At 57.2% G+C, this 21,167-nt stretch carries 20 protein-coding genes and 1 pseudogene; 11 read left to right on the top strand and 10 right to left on the bottom strand.

What is annotated here, in order from left to right; all coding sequences use genetic code 11:
- Positions 1 to 61 precede the first annotated feature (61 nt).
- The 6 genes from nikA to nikR are packed head-to-tail and all read left to right on the top strand — an operon-like array spanning position 62 to position 5,333.
- Positions 62 to 1,630, top strand: a complete 1,569-nt coding sequence (gene nikA, locus AWR26_RS01290; protein ID WP_064563075.1) for a nickel ABC transporter substrate-binding protein — start codon at positions 62 to 64, stop codon at positions 1,628 to 1,630.
- A complete protein-coding gene (gene nikB / locus AWR26_RS01285) occupies positions 1,627 to 2,568 on the top strand; it encodes a nickel ABC transporter permease subunit NikB (protein ID WP_064563073.1) in 942 nt (313 codons plus the stop codon). The genes nikA and nikB overlap by 4 nt, the downstream gene beginning before the upstream one ends.
- Complete coding sequence (nikC, locus tag AWR26_RS01280) at positions 2,568 to 3,401, top strand: nickel ABC transporter permease subunit NikC (RefSeq protein ID WP_064563071.1); 834 nt, start codon at positions 2,568 to 2,570, stop codon at positions 3,399 to 3,401. The genes nikB and nikC overlap by 1 nt, the downstream gene beginning before the upstream one ends.
- Positions 3,401 to 4,165: a nickel import ATP-binding protein NikD gene (gene nikD / locus AWR26_RS01275; RefSeq protein ID WP_064563069.1), complete on the top strand. Its 765-nt coding sequence runs from the start codon at positions 3,401 to 3,403 to the stop codon at positions 4,163 to 4,165. The genes nikC and nikD overlap by 1 nt, the downstream gene beginning before the upstream one ends.
- Positions 4,162 to 4,947 carry a nickel import ATP-binding protein NikE gene (nikE, locus tag AWR26_RS01270; RefSeq protein WP_064563067.1) on the top strand — a complete coding sequence of 262 codons (786 nt, stop codon included), beginning with the start codon at positions 4,162 to 4,164 and terminating at the stop codon, positions 4,945 to 4,947. Before nikD ends, nikE begins: the two co-directional genes overlap by 4 nt.
- Entirely contained in the window at positions 4,935 to 5,333 is a 399-nt protein-coding gene (gene nikR / locus AWR26_RS01265; RefSeq protein WP_007369644.1) for a nickel-responsive transcriptional regulator NikR, read from the top strand. Before nikE ends, nikR begins: the two co-directional genes overlap by 13 nt.
- Here the strand turns inward: nikR and AWR26_RS01260 are convergent, their stop codons facing one another.
- Positions 5,334 to 6,425 carry an iron-containing alcohol dehydrogenase family protein gene (locus AWR26_RS01260; protein WP_064563065.1) on the bottom strand — a complete coding sequence of 364 codons (1,092 nt, stop codon included), beginning with the start codon at positions 6,423 to 6,425 and terminating at the stop codon, positions 5,334 to 5,336.
- 225 nt (positions 6,426 to 6,650) lie between these two features.
- On the opposite strand from AWR26_RS01260, the gene purB reads away from it, so the two are divergent.
- The 4 genes from purB to AWR26_RS01240 are packed head-to-tail and all read left to right on the top strand — an operon-like array spanning position 6,651 to position 11,018.
- Positions 6,651 to 8,018 carry an adenylosuccinate lyase gene (gene purB, locus AWR26_RS01255; RefSeq protein WP_064563064.1) on the top strand — a complete coding sequence of 456 codons (1,368 nt, stop codon included), beginning with the start codon at positions 6,651 to 6,653 and terminating at the stop codon, positions 8,016 to 8,018.
- Entirely contained in the window at positions 8,015 to 8,542 is a 528-nt protein-coding gene (locus tag AWR26_RS01250; protein WP_064563062.1) for a GNAT family N-acetyltransferase, read from the top strand. The genes purB and AWR26_RS01250 overlap by 4 nt, the downstream gene beginning before the upstream one ends.
- Positions 8,543 to 8,553: 11 nt before the next feature.
- Complete coding sequence (locus tag AWR26_RS01245; RefSeq protein ID WP_064563059.1) at positions 8,554 to 9,699, top strand: amidohydrolase; 1,146 nt, start codon at positions 8,554 to 8,556, stop codon at positions 9,697 to 9,699.
- Positions 9,696 to 11,018 carry an MmgE/PrpD family protein gene (locus tag AWR26_RS01240; RefSeq protein ID WP_064563056.1) on the top strand — a complete coding sequence of 441 codons (1,323 nt, stop codon included), beginning with the start codon at positions 9,696 to 9,698 and terminating at the stop codon, positions 11,016 to 11,018. Before AWR26_RS01245 ends, AWR26_RS01240 begins: the two co-directional genes overlap by 4 nt.
- Here the strand turns inward: AWR26_RS01240 and AWR26_RS01235 are convergent.
- From AWR26_RS01235 to AWR26_RS01220, 4 genes are read right to left on the bottom strand one after another with little or no spacing between them, the layout of a single operon-like run.
- On the bottom strand, positions 11,015 to 13,291 hold the full coding sequence (locus AWR26_RS01235) for a molybdopterin-dependent oxidoreductase (protein WP_064563053.1): 2,277 nt from the start codon (positions 13,289 to 13,291) through the stop codon (positions 11,015 to 11,017). The two genes, AWR26_RS01240 and AWR26_RS01235, sit on opposite strands and share 4 nt — an antisense overlap.
- Before the next feature lie 2 nt (positions 13,292 to 13,293).
- Positions 13,294 to 14,055, bottom strand: coding sequence for an amino acid ABC transporter ATP-binding protein (locus AWR26_RS01230; protein WP_064563050.1), 762 nt, complete (start codon positions 14,053 to 14,055; stop codon positions 13,294 to 13,296).
- Positions 14,048 to 14,974, bottom strand: a complete 927-nt coding sequence (locus tag AWR26_RS01225) for an amino acid ABC transporter permease (RefSeq protein ID WP_007369636.1) — start codon at positions 14,972 to 14,974, stop codon at positions 14,048 to 14,050. Before AWR26_RS01225 ends, AWR26_RS01230 begins: the two co-directional genes overlap by 8 nt.
- Positions 14,974 to 15,867 carry an ABC transporter substrate-binding protein gene (locus tag AWR26_RS01220; protein WP_064563047.1) on the bottom strand — a complete coding sequence of 298 codons (894 nt, stop codon included), beginning with the start codon at positions 15,865 to 15,867 and terminating at the stop codon, positions 14,974 to 14,976. Before AWR26_RS01220 ends, AWR26_RS01225 begins: the two co-directional genes overlap by 1 nt.
- 222 nt (positions 15,868 to 16,089) lie before the next feature.
- Here AWR26_RS01220 and AWR26_RS01215 point away from each other — a divergent pair, with 222 nt between their 5' ends.
- Entirely contained in the window at positions 16,090 to 16,884 is a 795-nt protein-coding gene (locus AWR26_RS01215; protein WP_064563044.1) for an SDR family NAD(P)-dependent oxidoreductase, read from the top strand.
- Between the two features lie 35 nt (positions 16,885 to 16,919).
- On the opposite strand, the gene AWR26_RS01210 is transcribed toward AWR26_RS01215, so the two are convergent.
- The 5 genes and pseudogenes from AWR26_RS01210 to AWR26_RS01190 all read right to left on the bottom strand — a co-directional run bounded on the left by AWR26_RS01210 (position 16,920) and on the right by AWR26_RS01190 (position 21,162).
- Positions 16,920 to 17,918, bottom strand: coding sequence for a GNAT family N-acetyltransferase (locus tag AWR26_RS01210; RefSeq protein ID WP_064563041.1), 999 nt, complete (start codon positions 17,916 to 17,918; stop codon positions 16,920 to 16,922).
- Between the two features lie 99 nt (positions 17,919 to 18,017).
- Positions 18,018 to 18,995, bottom strand: coding sequence for an AEC family transporter (locus tag AWR26_RS01205; protein WP_064563036.1), 978 nt, complete (start codon positions 18,993 to 18,995; stop codon positions 18,018 to 18,020).
- A 142-nt stretch (positions 18,996 to 19,137) separates the two neighbouring features.
- Complete coding sequence (locus AWR26_RS01200; RefSeq protein ID WP_064563033.1) at positions 19,138 to 19,653, bottom strand: hypothetical protein; 516 nt, start codon at positions 19,651 to 19,653, stop codon at positions 19,138 to 19,140.
- Between the two features lie 206 nt (positions 19,654 to 19,859).
- Positions 19,860 to 20,111, bottom strand: a pseudogene (locus tag AWR26_RS01195) (RHS domain-containing protein); the annotation flags it as partial.
- Between the two features lie 433 nt (positions 20,112 to 20,544).
- A complete protein-coding gene (locus tag AWR26_RS01190; RefSeq protein ID WP_064563026.1) occupies positions 20,545 to 21,162 on the bottom strand; it encodes a hypothetical protein in 618 nt (205 codons plus the stop codon).
- Positions 21,163 to 21,167: the final 5 nt, after the last annotated feature.

Below are 21,167 nucleotides of genomic sequence, written 5' to 3'. Positions count from 1 at the left end.
TATGATGAATAAATAAAATCGTCATACCTTCTCGCCACCGACTTTCGTCAGGGAATTCAACGTGTCCTTCTTTCGCCACGCCGCCGCGCTGCTGTTATGCGCCTCTTTTGCCGCCTGGGCGGCGCTACCCACATTGACCACCGCCTGGCCGGTGAATGTCGGCCCGCTCAACCCGCACCTTTACACGCCGAACCAGATGTTCGCCCAGAGCATGGTGTATGAACCGCTGGTGAAATATCAGGCTGACGGCAGCGTAAAACCCTGGTTGGCCACCCACTGGACGCACTCGGAGGATGGCAAAACTTGGGTGTTTACCCTGCGCGACGGCGTGCAGTTCTCCAACGGTGAGCCGTTTAACGCCCAGGCCGCCGCAGAGAACTTCCGCGCGGTGCTCGCGAACCGCCAGCGCCATGCCTGGCTGGAGCTGGTAAACCAGATAACCGACGTCAAAGCCCTGAGCGCCAGCCAGTTACAAATCACCCTGAAAAGCGCCTACTATCCATTTCTGCAAGAACTCTCCCTGCCCCGCCCGTTTCGCTTTATCGCCCCGTCGCAGTTTAAAAACCAGCAAACCATGAACGGCATCATCGCGCCGATCGGCACCGGGCCGTGGGTGTTGCAGGAATCCCGGCTCAATCAATACGACGTCATGGTGCGTAACGAACGTTACTGGGGTGAAAAACCGGCCATCGGCAAAGTTGTTATCAAGGTGATTCCCGATGCCACCAGCCGCGCGGTGGCGTTCGAAACCGGTGATATCGACCTGCTTTACGGCAACGAAGGGCTGCTGACGCTGGATACCTTCGCCCGCTTCAGCCATAACCCGGCCTGGCGTACGCAGCTTTCCGCACCGGTAGAAACGGTAATGCTGGCACTTAACTCCACGCGTACGCCCACCAGCGAGCAGGCGGTACGTGAAGCGCTGAACTACGCGGTGGATAAAAAAACGCTGATTGATGGCGCGCTCTACGGCACGCAGCAGGTTGCCGATACGCTATTTGCGCCAACGGTGCCTTACGCCAATGTTGGGCTACAACCCCGCAGCTACTCGCCGGATCGGGCGCGGGCATTGCTGGAAAACGCTGGCTGGACACTGCCCGCCGGGAAAACCATCCGCGAAAAAGCCGGTCAGCCGCTGCATATCGAACTGGCGTTTATCGGCACCGACGCGCTGAGCAAATCGATGGCGGAGATAATCCAGGCCAACCTGCGCCAGGTGGGCGTCGAGGTGGCGCTGGTGGGGGAAGAGGAGAGCAGCATTTACGCCCGTCAGCGCGATGGCCGTTTCGGTATGATTTTCAACCGGAGCTGGGGCGCACCGTACGATCCGCACGCCTTTATGAGTTCTATGCGTGTACCGTCCCATGCTGATTACCAGGCGCAGCGCGGCCTGGCGGATAAAGCCATCATCGACCGCGAGATCGGCGAGGTGCTGACCACCCGCGATGAACACGCGCGCCAGGCGTTGTACCGCGATATTCTTACTCGTCTGCACAACGACGCGGTTTATCTGCCGATCAGCTATGTATCAACGATGGTGGTGGCAAAACCAGAACTGGGTGTGATTCCGTTCGCGCCAATTGCTTCTGAGATCCCCTTCGATCAGATTTCGCCGGAGGCGGCGCAATGAGCCGTTATTTACTTCGTCGTCTGCTTATCCTGATCCCGATGATCCTCGCCGCATCGGTGGTGATTTTCCTGCTGCTGCGCCTCGGTACGGGTGATCCGGCAATGGACTATTTGCGCCTTTCCAGCCTGCCGCCAACGCCGGAGATGATTGCAGCCACGCGGGCGCAGCTTGGTCTCGACCAACCGCTGGCCGCGCAATATCTCCACTGGCTGTGGCGCGCGCTGCACCTTGACTTCGGCATCTCCTACGCCACCCAGCGCCCGGTGCTGGACGACGTGCTGCACTTTCTGCCCGCCACATTGCTACTGGCGGGCGCGGCGCTGGCGCTGATTTTGTTCATCTCGGTGCCGTTCGGTATCTGGGCGGCACGCCATCGCGACGGTCTGCCGGATTTTATCGTGCGCGCGATTGCCTTTCTCGGCGTGTCGATGCCCAACTTCTGGCTCGCTTTTTTGCTGGTGATGTTCTTCTCGGTGCACCTGCAATGGCTGCCTGCACTGGGTTACGGCGGCTGGCAGCACCTGATTTTGCCTGCGCTGTCGATCGCGCTGATGTCACTTTCGATCAACGCTCGTCTGCTGCGCGCCAGCATGCTGGAAGCGGCGGGCCAGCGCCATGTCACCTGGGCGCGGCTGCGTGGCTTAAACGAAAAGCAGACCGAGCGCGGGCATATCTTGCGTAACGCTGGTTTGCCGGTGATCACCGCGCTGGGCATGCATATTGGCGAACTGATTGGCGGCACGATGATCATCGAAAACATCTTCGCCTGGCCCGGTATTGGCCGCTATGCAGTGTCGGCGATTTTTAACCGCGACTACCCGGTGATCCAGTGCTTTACGCTGGTGATGGTGGTGGTGTTTGTTCTGTGCAACCTGGTGGTGGATCTGCTGAGCGCCGCGCTGGATCCCCGCATTCGCCATCATGAAGGAGCGCACTAATGCATTTTTTTCTTACCGCGCGCTGGTCGGTTCGTGTCGCGATGCTGATCCTGCTCGTGCTGTTAGTGATTGCGCTGACCTGTCAGTGGTGGGTGCCGTTCGATCCGCAGGCGGTTGATCTGCCTTCGCGCCTGCTGCCGCCCGACAGCCAGCACTGGCTCGGCACTGACCACCTCGGGCGCGATATCTTCTCCCGGTTGCTGGCCGCCACCCGCGTGTCACTCGGCGCGGTGATGATTTGCCTGCTGCTGGTGCTGGCGTTAGGGCTTGTGGCGGGCGGCTGCGCCGGGCTGCTGGGCGGGCGCGTCGATCAGGCGATTATGCGCGTGGCGGATATTTTCATGACCTTTCCCACATCGATCCTGTCGTTTTTTATGGTCGGCGTGCTCGGCACCGGGCTGACCAATGTGATTATCGCCATCGCCCTTTCCCACTGGGCATGGTACGCGCGCATGGTGCGCAGCCTGGCGATCTCCCTGCGCAGCCGGGAGTATGTACTGGCGGCGCGCTTAAGCGGTGCAGGCTACTTGCCGCTGTTTCGCGACCATCTTGCGGGCGCGGTAATCCCCTCGTTACTGGTGCTGGCGACGCTGGATATCGGACATATGATGCTGCACGTGGCAGGCATGTCATTTCTTGGGCTTGGCGTGACCGCGCCCACGCCGGAATGGGGCGTGATGATCAACGATGCGCGGCAGTTTATCTGGACGCAGCCTCTGCAAATGCTGTGGCCGGGGCTGGCGCTGTTTATCAGCGTGATGGCGTTTAATCTGCTGGGCGACGCCCTGCGCGACCACCTCGATCCTCATCTGGTTACGGAGCACGCACACTGATGCCTGGACAACTCTCTCTGGAGAATCTCACCCTGCATGCCGAACGGCCGCTGGTGCAGGAGGTTTCGCTGACGCTGCAACGCGGGCGCGTGCTGGCACTGGTTGGCGGTAGCGGCAGCGGGAAATCACTGACCTGCGCGGCAGCGCTCGGCGTGTTACCTGCTGGCGTGCGGCAGGTAAGCGGCCAGTTGCGGCTGGATGCACAGCCCGTCAGCCCGCAGGCCTTGCGCGGCGTTACCGTCGCCACGGTGATGCAAAACCCACGCAGCGCCTTTAACCCGCTGCGTACGATGGCCGCGCATGCGCGGGAAACCTGCCATGCGCTTGGCAAACCTGCCGATGACGCGACGTTAATTGCCGCGCTGCGCAGCGTCGGGCTTGAAGCACCGCAGCGCGTGCTGGGTTGTTATCCCTTTGAGATGAGCGGCGGCATGTTGCAACGTATGATGATCGCCATGGCGCTGCTCAGCGATGCACCGTTTATCATCGCCGACGAACCCACCACCGATCTCGACGCCGTGGCGCAAGCGCACATCCTCGATCTGCTTGATGAAATCGTACAACAGCGCCAGCCCGGTATGCTGCTGGTGACGCACGATATGGGCGTGGTTGCCCGTCTGGCCGATGATGTTGCAGTGATGGATAACGGGCGAATTATCGAACACGGCCCGGTGACAGCGCTGTTTACCGCGCCGCAGCATCCCATCACCCGGCAGTTAGTGGCGGCGCATCTGGCGCTGTACGGCATGGAGCTGACGCAATGAATATTCTTGAGGTTAAGGGGTTATCCCATCGCTACCAGCAACAGCCAGTGTTGCAACAGCTCTCCCTGCAACTTAAGCGCGGCGAAACCGTGGCGCTGCTCGGACGCAGCGGTTGCGGCAAAAGTACGCTGGCGCGGCTGTTGGTCGGGCTGGAAGCGCCGCACGCAGGCGAAATTTTCTGGCAGGGCGCGCCGCTTTCCCGGCTGAATGCCCGTACACGTAAAGCGTTTCGCCGCGATATTCAGATGGTGTTTCAGGATCCGCTCAGCGCGGTGAATCCACGTCAGACGGTGCGCGAGATCCTGCGCGAGCCGCTACGCCATTTACTGGCGCTTAACAGAGCGGAGCAGCAGGCGCGTATCGCGCAGTTACTGCAAGCTGTAGAGCTGGACGAAGCGTTGCAGCATAAACGCCCGCCGCAGCTTAGCGGCGGCCAGCTTCAGCGCGTCTGCCTGGCGCGGGCGCTGGCGGTAGAGCCGGGGTTATTGATCCTCGACGAAGCGGTCTCCAGCCTTGATGGCGTGCTGCAAGCCGGAATGATTAAACTGCTGAAGCGCCTGCAACAGCGGACCGGCCAGGCGTGCCTGTTTATCACCCACGACCTGCGGCTGGTCGAACGTTTTTGCCAGCGGGTGATGGTGATGGAAAACGGCAGTATTGTTGAAACCGTGGAGGTTGCCGCGCCGCTGCGCTTTACCTCCACCGCAGGCCAGGCATTACAACAGGCGGTGCTACCCGCCTTCCCCTCCCCACGACAAAGAAGAGCGCTATGCAACGCGTAACCATTACCCTTGACGATGATCTGCTGGAAACGCTGGATAACCTGAGCGAACAGCGCGGCTACAACAACCGCTCGGAGGCGCTGCGCGATATTCTGCGCAGCGCACTGACGCAGGAATCGACACAGAACAGCGAGCAGCAGGGCTATGCCGTGCTCTCCTACGTTTACGAGCATGAAAAGCGCGATCTGGCGAGCCGCCTTGTCGCCACGCAGCATCACCATCACGAGCTTTCTGTCGCCACGTTGCATGTGCATATCAGTCACGACGACTGTCTGGAGATCGCCGTGCTGAAAGGCAAAATGGGCGATGTGCAGCATTTCGCCGACGATGTGATTGCCCAGCGCGGCGTGCGCCACGGCCATTTGCAGTGCCTGACAGAAGAATAATTACACGGCGTAGCGCGGAGTGAAAAACTGCTCCGTCTGGCGCAGCGCGCGCTCAATACGCGCCGGATCGAGGGAAAACGGCAGGTGATCGGCCGCCGCCTTCGGGAAACTGATACTGCGCGCCACTGCCTGAATCACCGCCAGGCGGATCTCCTTTAACGGCGCCAGCGTCAGCGGCGCATCGTACTGGCGCAGCAGCGCCAGTAGCGTGGCATCCGGCGTGTCGCTGTCCTGCTCCAGAAACGACTGTACCAGCAGGCTGTAACCGACGCGTTCGCCGTGCAGCCAGTCGCGCAGTGCCGGTTCATAGGTCAAACGGTTATGAATCGCGTGCGCCACGCCGGGCGTGGGAATTTCACCACGAATACTGTTGGCCATTCCGGCAACCGCAATATTGGCGTCAATAACGCTGATCAGCGCATCGCTAACAAGGTGCGCCTGATTATCCCGCAACGCCTGCTGTCCGTGTTTTTCATAAATATCCACCGCCAGCCGCGCGGTCTGTACTTTTAATTGCAGCGATAAGTTATCCGGCGTGTGCTGTAAATAGGGGCGGAATTCATACCATTTTGCTAGCGCATCAACGATGCCCGCTTTTAAATAACGCACATCGCTTTGCGCAATAATTTCGCTGTCCACCAGCACCAGCCGCGGCAATGTTTTTAATGGCTGGCTGCGTATCTGCCCACCCTCTTCGGTGTAAAACACCGACAGCGGCGACCAGGCCGCGCAGGTTGATGCCACCGTCGGAATGGTGATCGATGCGCCGCCGTCAAGAGCATCCGCCACCGCTTTGGCGGTATCCAGCACGCGCCCGCCGCCAACGCCAACGATATACTGCACGCCCAGTTTGTGCGCCCGTTTAACGTAGTGCGCCACGCGTTCATCGGTACAGTAACCGGTCATGATCTCCGTCTGCCATGCGATGCCGCTGCTGCGCAAACTGTTTTCCAGAGCCGGATTCACCCGCGCCCAGGCCTGCGCGCTGGTAATAATTAAAATATTTTGCGTCAGCGGCGCAATATATTCCCCTGCATCATGACGAATACCTGCGTGATGAAACCAGGTGTGCGGCGTTTTTATTGCAAGCATGAGATTGTCCATATTGAGAGGGATTAACAGCCGTTATTCCCTCATGCTACAAAAATAAAAATAAAAAACAATCTTTGCCATTTCCTGTATTTTCATATCGATAGAACAATATTAGCTATAGCGACAAATACCTTGCCGCCGATATATTCATCCGTGAAGATGCTGAGCAGAAAATAAATTTAACCATGCTTCTTTTTCATTTTTCACCGACAGGTAACAGCGTCTATGTCATCGCATCCCATCGATTTTCTGATTATCGGCAATAACTTCGCCACGCCGGAAATGCGCGCCATCTGGTCGGAGGAAAACCGTCTTCGCCAGCAGGCCGCCGTGGAAGTGGCGCTGGCCCGCGCTCAGGGCGAACTGGGCATTATTCCCGCGCAGGCGGCGCAGGAGATCGCCGAGCGCGCGCAACCGCAGGCGCTGCAACTGAGCGATATCGCCACGCTGGCCGCGCAAATGAAACACTCGTTTATGCCGACCCTGACGGCGCTGCAACAGCAGATTGGCCCGGCGGGCGAGTATCTGCATTACGGCGCGACGACGCAGGATATTGTCGATACTGGCACGATCCTGCAACTGCGCGATGCGCTGACCATTATCCGCCGCGATACGGTGGGGGTGGCACGCGCGCTGCGTCAGCTTGCTGAACGGCATCAGCGCACGCTGATGGTCGGCCGCACCCACGGCATGCAGGCATTGCCCACCACGTTCGGTTTTAAGGTCGCCGTCTGGCTGGATGAATTTCTGCGCCACCTGACGCGCATTGATGAAATCAGCCCGCGCGTGCTGACCGGCAATATCAACGGCGCGATCGGCACCAATGCGGCGCTGGGCGATAAAGGCCCGGAAGTGGAACGCCGCGCACTGGCGCTGCTGGGGCTGGCAAGCCCGAATATCGGTTGGCAATCGGCGCGCGATCGCCTGAGTGAATTCGCCTCGCTGGCGGTGCTGATCAGCGGCTCGCTCGGCAAAATTGGCAATGAACTCTATAACCTGATGCGCACCGAAATCGGCGAAGTTGAAGAGCCGTTCAGCGCCGGGAAAATCGGCTCCACCACCATGCCGCATAAACGTAATCCGGCGGCGATTGAAGGGCTGGCCAGCCTGACTGCGCCGGTGCGCCACAGCGCCGGGCTGATTTTTGAATCGATGCACGTTGAGCATGAACGCGACGCCATGAGCTGGCGGGCCGAATGGCTGGCGCTGCCGGAGATTTGCCTTTATCTCTCGGCGCAACTGCAAAATGCGCAGGGCATTCTCAGCGGCCTGACGGTCAACGAAGCGAAAATGCGTACTAACCTGGATATTCAGGCCGGGCTGCTGCTCTCTGAACGCGTGATGTTTGAAGCGGGAAAAACCCTCGGCAAACAGACCGCACATCACCTGGTTTACACCTGCTCGATGGCCGCTTTTGAGACTGGTCGCGATTTTAAAAGCGTGCTGGCAGAGCAGCCGGAAATCGCGGCGGCGATCAGCGGAGCCGATCTCGATGCGTGGCTTGATCCGGCGCGTTACCTCGGCAGCGCGGTGGAAAAGGTAAATGACGTTCTGCGTGCCGCCGATCGCTCCGCATTACTGGAGCCGCAATGAGCGAACACTACCGCCAGCTTACCGCTGCCGACAGCGAGATCTACCTGACGTTGATGCTGGAAGCCTACGCGCAGGTGAAAGCGCTGGGGATCCATTTTGATGCCGCCACCACCAGCAAGGCGCAGGTGACGCAACACCTGCAACAGCACGGCGTCTGGGGGCTGTTTATCGATGACGATCTGGCCGCCTCGATCACCTTGCGCTACCCGTGGGGACCGCTGCCGGGGCCATTTGGTCTGCCGCATATTGGCTGGTTTGGCGCGCATCCGCGCTATCGCGGCGAGCAGCGCGGGCGGCAAATCTACGACTGGGTGGAAACGCATATTCTGCGCGAGCAGCTTCGCGCCCCGGCGGTATCGCTGGGCACTGCTATCAGCCATCCGTGGCTGATCCCGTTTTATCAGCAGTATGGTTTTGAGCCTTCCCATGAAGCGGATCTGGGCAAAGGCCATATCACATTGTTTATGAAGAAAATCCTTGATAACGCCGCCCACAGCGCGTGGCTGGCACGTCAATCTCCCTGATGAGTAACCCTATGACTGATATCGCTGCATTATCCGGCTGGCTGACCGACTTTCGCCATGAATTACACCGTTTCCCTGAACTCTCTAACCAGGAGTTCGCCACCACCGCCCGCCTGCGTGCCGCGCTGGAAAAACACCAGATTCGTATTCTGCCGCTGGATTTAGCCACCGGGCTGGTCGTTGAACTGGGCGGCCAGCAGCCTGGCCCGCTGGTGGTGCTGCGTGCCGACATCGATGCGCTGCCGATTGACGAAAAATCCGGCGTGCCGTTCAGCTCTGAGCATCCCGGCGTAATGCATGCCTGCGGCCACGACTTCCACAGTGCCAGCGCGCTCGGCGCGGCCATTCTGTTAAAAGCGCAGGAAGCGGAACTCCCGGGCCGGGTGCGCATTCTGTTTCAACCGGCGGAAGAGACGGGCCAGGGTGCGCCAGCGGTGATTGCCGCAGGCGCGCTGGATGGCGCAACGGCGATTTTTGGTATTCACAACGATCCGGCGCTGCCGGTTGGGGTAATGGGCAGTAAAGCCGGGGCACTGACCGCCGGGGTTGACCGTTTCCGCATTGATATTACCGGCACCGGCAGCCACGCCGCGCGGCCGCACGAAGGTAATGATCCGGTGGTGATTGCCGGGCAGCTTATCACCACATTGCAAACCTTAATCAGCCGCAATGTTCCCTCCGATGAAAATGCCGTGCTGTCGATTACCCAGGTTCACAGCGGCAGTACCTGGAACGTAATCCCCGACTGCGCCTGGCTGGAAGGTACTGTGCGTACCTTTAGCCAGACGGTACGCGAGCAAATCGAGCAGCGCCTGCGTGATGTGCTCTCCGGGCTGGGCGCGGCGTTTAACGCGCAAATCACCCTCGACTGGCAGCCCGGGCCGCCGTCGGTGGTCAACAGCGAAACGTGGGTTGATCTGGCGCTGGAAACCGGACGGCAGAGCGGTTTTGACGCCCGGCGCATTGCCGCCAACCCGATCGGTGAAGACTTCGCGTTTTACCAGCAGCATCTGCCCGGCGCGTTCATCATGATCGGTTCCGGCGGCCCTTATGCCCTGCATCACCCGCAATTCCGCGTTGATGACGCCGCGCTGTTTCCGACGTCGCAATGGCTGGCAAATCTGGCCGTGCAGGCGCTAAAAAAGGCCGCCGCATGAGCGAACTGACCCAAGCCGTTGCGCGGCTGATTGTTGACGCGCAACCCGACGATAACGCGCGGGAGCAGGCGCGACGCGGCGTGCTCGATTTCTTTGCCGTCGCGCTGCCGCTGGTGAACGGCACGCTGCCCGACACCACGCTGCTGGCGTTGCGCAAAATTTGGCCGGGGCAGGATGCCCAGTCACGCGCATTGCGTCTCGGCTACAGCGGTCATGCGCTGGACTTTGATGATTTTCACCCGGATTTTCGCGGCCACGTCGGAACGGTTATCCTCCCGGCGCTGCTGGCGCTGTCGGCGGCAGACGATATAACGGAGGGGCCGCGTTTTCTCGATGCGTTTGTGCTGGGGGTCGAGATGGCGGGTCGCCTCGGGCTGGCGGTGGGCAGCGGCCATTATGTGCAGGGGTTTCACAATACCGGTACGCTGGGCGTGTTGGCTGCAGCCGCCGCCTGCGCACGGCTGATTAATGCCAGCGCAGCGCAGACGGCGAATATCCTCGCCATTGCCGCAAGCCAGGCCGCCGGGCTGCGCGTGCAGTTCGGCTCTGATATCAAACCGCTGCACGCCGGGCTGGCAGCAAGAGCGGCGATTACCGCCGTGCAGTTGACACAGCATGGCGTGGAAGCGAAAACCGACGGCGCGCTGGCCGGTTTTCTCGCGGCTTATAGCCCGGCGACGGCCGATCCGGCAAAACTGACCGCTGGCTGGGGCGCGCCCTGGCGCATTATCACGCCGGGGCTGGAATTCAAACCCTGGCCGACCTGTAGCGGCACCCACGGCGCGGCGCTGGCGGCGCTGGATCTGCGCGCGCGGTGGCTGGCGGCGGGATTTTCTGTCGAACATTTATTTGCTGAGGTGGAACAGATTGCGGTGGCCTTTCCGCCCGGCGGCGATGTGGCGGCGTTTATTCGCGCACCCGCGAACGGTGTTGAAGCCCGTTTCAGCCTGGAATATGTGGTTGCCGAATGCCTGCTGGAAAACGACTTACCGCTCGGCAGCTTCGCGCCCGGTGCGGTAAAAGCCCGCACCGCCGAGCTGGCGGCCCGCATCATCCGTACGCCGGATAACAGTGCTCCGCCCGATGCCCTTAACCCGTCAGCGCGTTTTCATCGCCTGACTTTAACCACCCGCTCCGGCGCGCAGTTTACCGCGCACGCTACGCGCCAGCAGTTACTGGCGCAGGGGGTGGATCTAACGGAGAAGCTGCGCCGCTGCCTGCCGCAGGTGGATGATGCCACCCGCGAACACTGGCTCGCGCTAACACGGCTGGAAAACGCGCACGCGTTACCGGCATTACAGGCATTGCTGCTGGTTTAGAGCGGCGCAAAGGCCTGCACTTCGCCGACATCGCCGGTGAAGAGGGAAACCTGCACCACGGTGATCTGCCCGCTGCAACCCTGGCCTAATGATGAGGTGCCGATATCGCGCGTTAACACGTTGGGGTTGCCGTGGCGGCACAGTGGACGCTGCGCCAGCGGATCGACGGGATCGTACCAGGCGCCTGTCGGAAGCTGGACGACGCCGGGCATAATATCGTCGGCAATCCGTACCGCTGCCAGTACCGCACCGCGCGTGTTATGCAGCATTACAATCGCGCCCTCGTCAATACCGCGCGCGGCGGCGTCTATCGGGTGCATCGTACAGACCTCTTTCCCCTGCTTTTTGTGCCGTGCGCTGTGCCGCCCGTAATCAAGCTGGCTGTGCAGGCGGGTGGCGGGTTGATTGGCGATCAGCCACAGCGGATGCTGGGCGTCGGGCTGCTCGTCCGGCGTCAGCCACACCGGCAGACCGGGGCAATCCGGGTAATTAAAGCTGGCAATGGTCGCCGAGTAGATCTGGATTTTCCCGTCCGGCGTTGGCAGCGGATGCGCATCAGGATCGGCGCGAAAACGGCGCATCAGCCGCCCGCCGTCGTCCACCTGCGGCAGTTGCAATATGCCTTCCCGCCAGAAATCGTCAAACGCGGGCGTGGAGACCCCTTCCTGCGCCAGTTTCTCCTGCATTTGACCGTACAGATGTTGTAACCACTCGCGCACCGTCCGGCCTTCGGTAAACGCCTCTTCACGCCCCAGACGGGCGGCAATATCACGGAAAATAGCAAAGTCATCCCGCGCATGTCCCCACGGCTGCGCCACCGGATGCATGGCGAACAGATAGCGATCGGTCGGCGCACCGCCAATATCTTCACGCTCCAGCGTCATGGTGGCGGGCAAAATCAGATCCGCATGGCGGGCCGTGGCCGTCAGGCTGTGCTCATGAACGATTAAGGTATCCAACTGGCAAAACGCATGGCGCAGCCGCGCCAGATCCTGGTGGTGATGAAACGGATTGCCGCCCGCCCACCACGCTAATTTGATGTGTGGATAACGGCGACGCACGCCGTTGAAGTCGAACGGCTCGCCGGGATTGAGCAGCATATCGGCAATGCGCGCCACCGGAATAAGATCTTCCACGCCGTTGACGCCCTGCGGTAGCGCAGGAAACGAGACGCGGTTAAACGCTTTGCCGTAATGCCCCAGCGCCCCCAGCGCATAGGCGTATCCGCCGCCGGGCAGACCAGGTTGCCCCAGGGCGGCGGCCAGCACCAGGCCCAGCCATACCGGCTGCTCGCCGTATTGCGCCCGTTGCAGGGAGTGAGCGACCGTCACCAGCACCCGTTTACCGTGCAGACGCCGCGCCAGCGCGACAATCTTCTCCGCCGGTACGCCACAAATAGCTTCTGCCCAGGCGGCATCGCGCACGGTGCCATCCTGCTCGCCGGATAACGAAGCCACCAGCAGCGGCCAGCCAGTGCAATAACGGGCAAGAAACGCTTCATCGCTCAGCCCTTCGCGCCACAACGTGTGAAGCAGCGCGAGGATCAAGGCAGCATCGGTGCCCGGACGTACCGGCAGCCACTCACCGGCAGCTTCCTGCGGTAAATCGCTGCGCAGCGGGCTAACGGAGATAAACGTCGCGCCACGCGCGGCGGCCTGGCGCATATAGCCGCGCTCGGTATGTTCACTCATCCCACCGCTGGCGACCTGCGAGTTTTTCAGCGCCAGCCCGCCAAACGCCAGCACGATATCACTGTGTTCGGCGATCTCGCGCCAGCTTACGCCGCGCCGGGCGATCTCATCCTGCGGAGCAACAATATGCGGCAGAATGACGCAGGCGGCGGCGGAACTGTACGACCACACCGAGCGCACATAACCGCCAATAGTGGTGTTGAGAAAGCGATGAAGCTGGCTTTGCGCATGGTGAAAACGCCCGGCGCTCGACCAGCCGTAAGAGCCGCCGAACACCGCCTGCGGGCCAAAATTATCCGCTACGCGTTTCAATTCATTGGCCGCCAGATCTAGCGCCTGCTCCCAGCTAATGGCGATGTACTCATCCGCGCCGCGACGCGCATCCGGGCCAGGGCCATTCTCCAGCCAGCCTTTACGCACCATCGGCTGCGTGACACGCGCCGGGTGGCGCAGCGTATCAGCAAGGTTTTCCAGCAGCGGGCTGGGATCGGGATCGCCGGGAAACGGCGTAATTTGCAGTTCGTCGCCGCTATCGGAGGCGGTGAATGCGCCCCAGTGCGAGCTGTGGGTAACAGAAGCCATAATTACAGCACCGTAGAGAGGAAATGGCTGACGCGGGCGTTGGCGTTATTCTCCAGCAACTGGCGTGCCGGGCCGGAAGCGATGATTTTGCCTGACTCCATAAAGACGATGTTGTCGGCCACTTCGCGGGCAAAACCGATCTCATGAGTGACGATGACCATCGTGATGCCGGAGTGCGCCAACGCTTTGATCACCTGCAACACTTCACCCACCAGTTCCGGATCCAGCGCCGAGGTTGGTTCATCAAACAGCATCACTTCCGGGTCCATCGCCAGCGCTCTGGCAATCGCCACGCGCTGCTGCTGACCGCCGGAAAGTTGCTGCGGCCAGTCGTTTTCCCGCCCCGCCAGCCCTACCTGCTGCAACAGCAAACGCGCTTTCGCCACCGCCTGCGCGCGCGGCTGTTTCTTCACGCGGATCGGCGCATCGATAATGTTTTGCAGCACCGTGCGATGCGGGAACAGATTAAATTGCTGGAACACCATGCCAATGCGGCTGCGCTGACGGGCGATTTTACTGTCGCTGACTTCAAACAGCGCCCGGCCTTTTTGTTCATAACCCACCAGCTCTCCGCCGATACGTATGGTGCCCGCATCGAGTTTTTCCAGATGGTTAATGCAGCGCAGCAGCGTAGATTTCCCGGAACCCGACGGGCCGAGGATCACGGTAACCGAACCGGCATCGACATCCAGATCGACACTATCGACCACCGTCTGCCCGGAGAAGCGTTTGGTAATGTTGCGTAATTCGATGGCTTCAGCCATTGCTCACTCTCCTGGCATTCAACAGATAAACCGGCAGCTTACGGGCAAACCAGACTTTTGCTTCCACGCGTTTCACGCCGCGCGAGAAGTAGCGCTCGACATAAAACTGCCCGACCGACAACACCGAGGTGAGCAGCAGATACCATGCCGTTGCCACCAGCAGCAGCGGGATCACTTCATAGGTGCGCTGGTAGATGATTTGTGCCGAGTAAAGCACGTCCTGCAAGGAGATCACCGATACCACAGCGGTGGTTTTGAGCTGACCAATCACTTCGTTACCGGCAGGCGGTAGAATCGCGCGCATTGCCTGCGGCAGCACGGTATGGCGGAAAATCTGCCCGCGCGAATAGCCGAGCGCCCGCGCAGCTTCCAGTTGGCCGTTACCGACGCTCTGAATTCCGGCACGAATAATCTCCGCCGCATAGGCCGACTGGTGCATCACCAGCGCAATGACCGCCGCGCTGAATGGGCTTATCAGCGCGTTCGCCGGAGAACTGTAGAGTTCGCCAATCCCTGGCAAGGTTACTGAAATCGTTGGATAGAGCGCCGCAATGTTGTACCAAAGGAACAGTTGCACCAGCATCGGCACGCCACGGAAAAACCACGTGTAGCCCCAGCTAACAGCGACCAGCACCGGATTCGATGAAAGGCGCATCAGCGCCAGCACAGTGCCGCCGGCAAAGCCCAGTACCACCGAAATAGCGGTTAGTTGCAACGTCATCAGCACGCCGCTGAGGATGGACTCTTCGGTGAAGCTTTGCGCCACCACGCCCCACTCAAAACGCGGGTTATTGAAAACAGAGTGCAGCAGCCCTGCCAGCAGCAGCAAAACGAACAGGGCGCTGAACCAGCGCCCGTAGTAGCGTTTTCCGATGATGCGCAGTTCATCCTGCGATTGTGAAGCGGTGGTGTGCGCCATTAGAAAATCTCTTCGTTACGTTTGGACTCTTTTACCGCGCCAAAACCGATCGACCAGTGGTCGAGGATCTTCTGGTAAGAGCCATCTTTGATCAGGGAGTTGAGCGCGGCCTGAACGGCCTCTTCCAGCCCGGAGCCTTTCGGGAAAGCGATAGAAACCGGTGCGTCGTTAACGCTGATTTGCCCGCTCATGGTCAGCGGTTTCACTTTGCTGACCTGCCAGGTCAGGCCTTCATAAGGGCCAAAGAACATCGGCACGCGGCCGCTGACCACCGCCTGTACACCTGCCGGGCGATCCGGGAAGACGGCGACTTTAATCGGCGGTTTACCCTGCGCTTCACAGGCTTTGCTGCCTTCGTTCAGGCGGTTGATTTGCGTGGTGCCAGCCCCGGCGCCAATCTCTTTGCCGCACACCTGGGTGAGTTCGGTGAAGGCGGGAATATTGGCATCCTGGCGGGAAATAATGCCTAAGCGCGAGGCGTCGTAATAACTGACAAAATCAACCTGCTCAAGGCGTTTTTGTGTGGCGTTAATATTGGCGAGCGCCACATCGTAGCGGCCTGATTTCAGCCCCGGAATAATATTGTCGAAACCGCCGGTATCGTGCCATTGCACTTTCACACCGAGACGTTCGGCAACGGCGGTCATAATATCGATTTCACGCCCGGCCAGCGTTTTATTATCTTCCTGATAAAACGTGGTTGGCGGCGTATTTGGATTGGTACCGGCAATAATATAACCACGCTTTGCAATATCGGCAGGTAATTTCGCGTTTAATGTTTTATCCGCCTGAATCGTAAATGTTGGATGCGCGGGTACGCTCTCTTCTGCCGCACTGGCCTGCTGCACGCCGCTTATTGCAAGGAGAAGGGAAAATATGCCGTATTTATTCATCTGTTTGTCGGTCCCCTGAAATGAGCAAAAAAAAATCAATATATTTTGTGCAATCCATTCTGGTAGAGCGCTGAAAACGAGGGAACGAATAAAACCGGAAAAGCAATGCCGGGAATGGCATAAGCCAGCCTCCACGCGTAATGGCGCAACAATTGACAACGGTTCTGCGGCGCAGGTGCTAGCCTTAGTTATTTGTAAAATCTAACTGGCAAGGAGCGGACGATGAAGATTGAGCTGCACGATAAAGTCGCGCTGGTCACCGCCTCAACGGGCGGGATCGGCTTTGCAATTGCGAAAGGTCTGGCCCAGAGCGGTGCGGAAGTGATCCTGAACGGACGCAGCGAAGGGTCAGTCAATAAGGCGAAAGAGGCGCTAACGAAGCAGGTGCCGGGCGCGCGTCTGCGCACGGCGATTGCCGATCTCGGCTCGGCGCAGGGCGTGGAAACACTGCTGAAAGCAGCGGCGGAAGCCGACATTCTGGTCAATAACGCCGGGATTTACGGCCCGCAGGATTTTTACGCTACCGATGATGAAACCTGGGAAAAATATTGGCAGACCAATGTGATGTCCGGCGTGCGCCTTTCCCGCGCGCTGTTGCCGGCCATGGTGAAAAAAGGCTGGGGCCGCGTGGTGTTTATCTCTTCGGAATCGGCGCTGAATATTCCGGCGGATATGATTCATTACGGGGTGACGAAAACTGCGCAGCTCTCGCTGGCGCGCGGGCTGGCAAAATTCGTCGCCGGTAGCGGTGTGACGGTTAACAGCGTACTGCCGGGGCCGACGATGTCGGACGGTTTTGCCGATATGATGAAAGACGAGATCGAGAAAACCGGTAAATCGCTGGAAACGCTGGCGAAAGAGTTTGTGATGGCGCACCGCCCGAGCTCGGTGATCCAGCGTGCGGCTACCGTCGAAGAGGTAGCAAACATGGTGGTTTACGTCTGTTCAAAACAGGCTTCGGCCACTTCCGGCGCGGCGCTGCGCGTTGATGGCGGCGTGGTGGACGATATTGTCTGAGCCGGTGGCTGCCCTCAACCCGGGCAGCCACTGTTTCAACTAAGCGTTTTCACCAGTACTTCGAACAGCAAACCGGGCCGGGTCGGAATGCCAAACCGGGTATCATCCACCGGAAACGGCTCGGTTTCCCCGGTGCGGTGATAACCGCGACGCAGATACCAGGCCAGCAGCGACTCCCGCACCTGCAACACCGTCATCAGGACACGTTTCCCGCCGCGCGCCCGACACCACTGTTCCGCCGCTTCCAGCAGGCGTCGGCCATACTGCGCATTCTGCTGCGACGGCGCAATCGCCAGCGATCCGAGATACCACACGCCGTCCTGCTGCGGCTCTACCCAGACGCAGCCATCAATGCCGCTGGCGGTTTTCCAGACCAGCAACGTCGCCTGCGGTTTGCTCGCCAGTTCTTCACGTAGCGTTTGCTCGCTAATGCGATCGCCATCCAGCAAACCCGCTTCGGTTGTCCAGCCTGCTTCCTCGCCACCGCTGCGGTAAGCGCGGTTCAGTAATGTGACGACATCGGCGATTTCGTCTTCCCTCACGGGGCGAACATCGAGTTTGGTGTAACGCGCGCCGCGAACCGGCAACGGGCGTTCGGCAAGGCGTTTTTCAAGCTGCGCGATCTGCTCGATAAAGTTGCCCGAAAGGCCGGCCGTCAGCTCCTGAACCACTTTGCCCAGCAGCGGCCATGCCATCTCTTCGCCCCGCACAATGGCGTTTGTCCCCTCGTCCGTTAAGCGAATAAACGATTTTCGCCGATCCTCACCGTCACTCTGGCGGGTGACTAACCCGGCGCGGATCAGGCGGTTGATACTGCTGGTCATCGCAGGCTGGCTAACCCGCGAACAGCGGGCCAGTTCGCCAATCGTCAAACCAGGCTGGCGATAGAGCGCCAGCAAAACCGGGTACAGCCCGGCCGGTACATGAATCCCGGTATTTTGTACCAATACACTGGCTTCCGCCTGCAACTGCTCGGCCAGCCGTTTTAACCGGCTACCGAGAAAGGCGTAAGGCATATCAGAGAGAATATCCATTAGTCACCCGCAGAAATATATAACGACTTATATAGATCGTTATATATACATACATACGGCAAATGAATTCAAGTCCTGAAGACGCAAGAGAGAGAATCTTCAGGGCCAGTTGGGGTAGAAATGGGCCATCAAAATCATAAACAGCGGCGTCGTTACGGTAGAGAACAGCGTGGAAAGCAGCATGCTGGTTGCCGTTGCGCCCTGCAATACCTGGAACTTTTGCGCCATCAGATAGACATTGATCCCCACCGCCATTGAGCCTAACAGCACCACCACCTGGCTTTCCTGACGCGGCAGATGCAGCAGATACGCTATCGCCCAAATCAGCCCCGGCATCAGGATCAACTTCAACAGGCAGATAGCGCCGCTTTCGCGCAGCCCTTTGCGGATTTGATAGCGCGACAGGCTCATGCCGAGGGTGATGAGCGTCAGCGGCGCGGCCACCTGCGCCACCATGCTGACCGGGCTATCGAGGAAAGTGGGCACCGGGCGATGCAGCAGAAAGCTCCAGGCAAAACCGGTGAAAATGCCGATGATAATCGGGTTACGCAGTACGCTGAGCAGCGTTTTGCCAATCCCGCGCAGCGAGAAGCTGCCGTTCTGCGCCCACTCCACTGACACGGTGACCAGCGTCCACAGGATCAGGCTGTTAAACACTAAAACCAGTGCCACCGAAGCGAGACTCGCCGGGCCAAGCAGGATTACCGCGACCGGAATGCCGAGCATCACGTTGTTAGAGAAGATGCCCGCAAGGCCAAATACCGAAGCAGAAACCGAATCGAGGCGGAATACGCCTTTCGCCAGAATCCGCCCGATAACGTAGATCACAAAGCAGGTGCCGAAATAAGCAATCAGCAACCGCACATCCACCGCCGGGCTTTCGTAGAATTTACTCATTACTTTGAACAACATGCAGGGGATCGCCACGTTAAAGCAGAAGCGGTTTAACCCCTCATTGACCGATTCCGGCCAACCAGCAAAGCGCCCCAGCGAGTATCCCAGCGCAATCAGTAAAAAGAGCGGCGCAGAGAGCAACAGTTGCTGCACAAGCTGGCCGAAAAATTCAGCTGTATCCATCCCTTACCCTGTTGATATTGATAAAAGTGATTTTCTCTTTGTTTTCCGCAGTATAGGGGATGGTTTTGCGTACGTCTGCTTGCCTGACATCCGTTTTGTGAGAAATGGCTTGCGCCTGGAAATCTCAAAAAAGGATGTGGAACTAAAACGGGGGGCTTACAATTACTCCCAACTTTTTTAATTGTTTCTTCGCGCTATTACTTATTGCATCATTATTAGCGGCACTAAGTAACTTTAATTTTTCAATAGCATCTTTATTATTTATTTTTGCCAAGGTTCTTATACATTTATCTGCCAACACGAAATCTTCATCATAATCACGATAACTGAGCTTTAATAATGCTGCGTAATATAGAGAATTTACACTTGACGCACTCTTATAAAAATCCAATAGTCTAACCAATTCTTCATGCTTTTCATGCCAATCATCTGTAATCAAATCATTTAAGACATCAATGCATTTGAATTCATAACTTACCACAGCAGCAAGATATAGCAATAGATCAACGAATTCACCATCCTTCGCTTCACGGGCTAAAATAAGTTCGTTGCATATATCTAGTTCTCCATGCGCTTCATTGAATTTATTAAGAAATCTTGAAAAGTCAATATCGTTTTTCATTAACGAAATAATCAAATTTTTCTTTTCAGGTATCATTTATATTAATTTAACCCCTCAAAACTCTGAATGCCATTATTGAATATATCTAACGCTTTACCTTTTCCTGGGCCGATATTTATTTGGTCGTCTTCAGATTTGAAGAATGCATTATTTTTCTTTCCATCTTTTACCCACTTCTGGCATATCAGGATAGGTCATCCGGGTCAGTGCTGCTGAATCTTTAACATTTCTAGATTTTATGCGCTGAACGCGCCGCGCCAGACGATGTCGCCGTTACTGTCGGTGACCGATTGCGGCAACCCGTTGATTTCGCTGTGATACCAGTAAATTTCCGCGTACTGCTGTCGGCTGTCGACGCGCGCCAGCGGCTCGTAGCTGTTTTCCGTGTAGATATACTGCACGGCGGCTTCCGGGTCGCGGTCGCCAGTTTCGCCCACCATTTGCAGCCTGGACCATGCGTACTGCGTGCGTTCCGGCGTGCGGCTGTGGTGTCGCCTTCGATATGACCTGGCTGACCGACTGAATAAGCAGTTGCCTCTATCCCCCGATAAATGTATTTTTCACACCGGAACTTACCACTTCCTATAAGAAAACTATAAACAGGTTAAAACTCAACTGGCATTATTCCCTGCAGTTAAAATTCTTGTTATCAAATCGATATCGTCCAATATTCGAGAGACCATAGCTTATCTTACAGAAATTCTCTATAAAAACTTAAAGATATGATAGTTCAATAAGTTAATAAAGCAGATATTATCTTATTGAATCTGCATATTCTGAAATGAATTACATTCATCTATCTGACGAACATGAGACACTTGTCTTACACCAGGCTCTACAAATACATTTCAGTATAATAATACCTGTTAACATAATAAATAAGGCCAGTTTTTTCTGGCCATTAAAAGATAAATATATATAGCATTATTATTTTACTTTATATATTATCTGAGATGAGCCATTTTCATATTTATTTATCACCTCTATAAGCTTGTGACTTTCATTATATTTCAGTTCAACAACTCTCGTTGTGCTGGAATCAGTTGCGCAATCCCTTTCGCTAATAATAATATGGTTCAGAATGTTATCTTCAAACTTAAAATCCCACTGTCCTTCCCCTATAGAACTTTTTATCAATAAAATTGAATTTTCATGCTTATTAAAGAATCGTGAAACCGTCTTTAACCTGAAGGTCCCAACTTTTTGGAATGAGATACGTTCTGAATAATCATTGTAATAAAAATAAAAAGTCCTGCTGGTAACACGATCTCCGGCAAGCACATCCTCTGTCATTATTAAAGAACCACTATGATCAAATACATTCCTTTTTACATCTTTTGTAATTTCCTTAGGAAGGCTCAATTCTTTGCCTTTTTTCAGACCAAAAATTTCATTCTCAAATGGAAAAAACTCCACTAACACATTATCAGAATACTTAGTAACTGCTTTATTCTTTTCAACATTGTTAAGAAACTCTTCATGTTTAACTTTCTGCTCTTGTTGCAAAAAGCCATAAAAATCAATTAAATCAATCATTTCTTTCATAATCC

The organism is Kosakonia oryzae (genome assembly GCF_001658025.2).
GTDB classification, from domain to species: domain Bacteria; phylum Pseudomonadota; class Gammaproteobacteria; order Enterobacterales; family Enterobacteriaceae; genus Kosakonia; species Kosakonia oryzae.
The sequence above is the reverse complement of the archived record's forward strand: the minus strand, read 5'-3'. Positions and strand labels throughout refer to the sequence as shown.

Bases quoted from the DNA above. Each gene is read 5' to 3' on its own strand.
- AWR26_RS01215 (WP_064563044.1), top strand. From the start codon at position 16,090: ATGAAGATTGAGCTGCACGATAAAGTCGCGCTGGTCACCGCCTCAACG.
- nikC (WP_064563071.1), top strand. From the start codon at position 2,568: ATGCATTTTTTTCTTACCGCGCGCTGGTCGGTTCGTGTCGCGATGCTG.
- AWR26_RS01235 (WP_064563053.1), bottom strand. From the start codon at position 13,291: ATGGCTTCTGTTACCCACAGCTCGCACTGGGGCGCATTCACCGCCTCC.
- AWR26_RS01225 (WP_007369636.1), bottom strand. From the start codon at position 14,974: ATGGCGCACACCACCGCTTCACAATCGCAGGATGAACTGCGCATCATC.
- nikR (WP_007369644.1), top strand. From the start codon at position 4,935: ATGCAACGCGTAACCATTACCCTTGACGATGATCTGCTGGAAACGCTG.
- AWR26_RS01260 (WP_064563065.1), bottom strand. From the start codon at position 6,425: ATGCTTGCAATAAAAACGCCGCACACCTGGTTTCATCACGCAGGTATT.
- nikB (WP_064563073.1), top strand. From the start codon at position 1,627: ATGAGCCGTTATTTACTTCGTCGTCTGCTTATCCTGATCCCGATGATC.
- nikE (WP_064563067.1), top strand. From the start codon at position 4,162: ATGAATATTCTTGAGGTTAAGGGGTTATCCCATCGCTACCAGCAACAG.
- AWR26_RS01205 (WP_064563036.1), bottom strand. From the start codon at position 18,995: ATGGATACAGCTGAATTTTTCGGCCAGCTTGTGCAGCAACTGTTGCTC.
- AWR26_RS01210 (WP_064563041.1), bottom strand. From the start codon at position 17,918: ATGGATATTCTCTCTGATATGCCTTACGCCTTTCTCGGTAGCCGGTTA.
- AWR26_RS01250 (WP_064563062.1), top strand. From the start codon at position 8,015: ATGAGCGAACACTACCGCCAGCTTACCGCTGCCGACAGCGAGATCTAC.
- AWR26_RS01245 (WP_064563059.1), top strand. From the start codon at position 8,554: ATGACTGATATCGCTGCATTATCCGGCTGGCTGACCGACTTTCGCCAT.
- purB (WP_064563064.1), top strand. From the start codon at position 6,651: ATGTCATCGCATCCCATCGATTTTCTGATTATCGGCAATAACTTCGCC.
- AWR26_RS01220 (WP_064563047.1), bottom strand. From the start codon at position 15,867: ATGAATAAATACGGCATATTTTCCCTTCTCCTTGCAATAAGCGGCGTG.
- AWR26_RS01190 (WP_064563026.1), bottom strand. From the start codon at position 21,162: ATGAAAGAAATGATTGATTTAATTGATTTTTATGGCTTTTTGCAACAA.
- nikD (WP_064563069.1), top strand. From the start codon at position 3,401: ATGCCTGGACAACTCTCTCTGGAGAATCTCACCCTGCATGCCGAACGG.
- AWR26_RS01200 (WP_064563033.1), bottom strand. From the start codon at position 19,653: ATGATACCTGAAAAGAAAAATTTGATTATTTCGTTAATGAAAAACGAT.
- AWR26_RS01240 (WP_064563056.1), top strand. From the start codon at position 9,696: ATGAGCGAACTGACCCAAGCCGTTGCGCGGCTGATTGTTGACGCGCAA.
- AWR26_RS01230 (WP_064563050.1), bottom strand. From the start codon at position 14,055: ATGGCTGAAGCCATCGAATTACGCAACATTACCAAACGCTTCTCCGGG.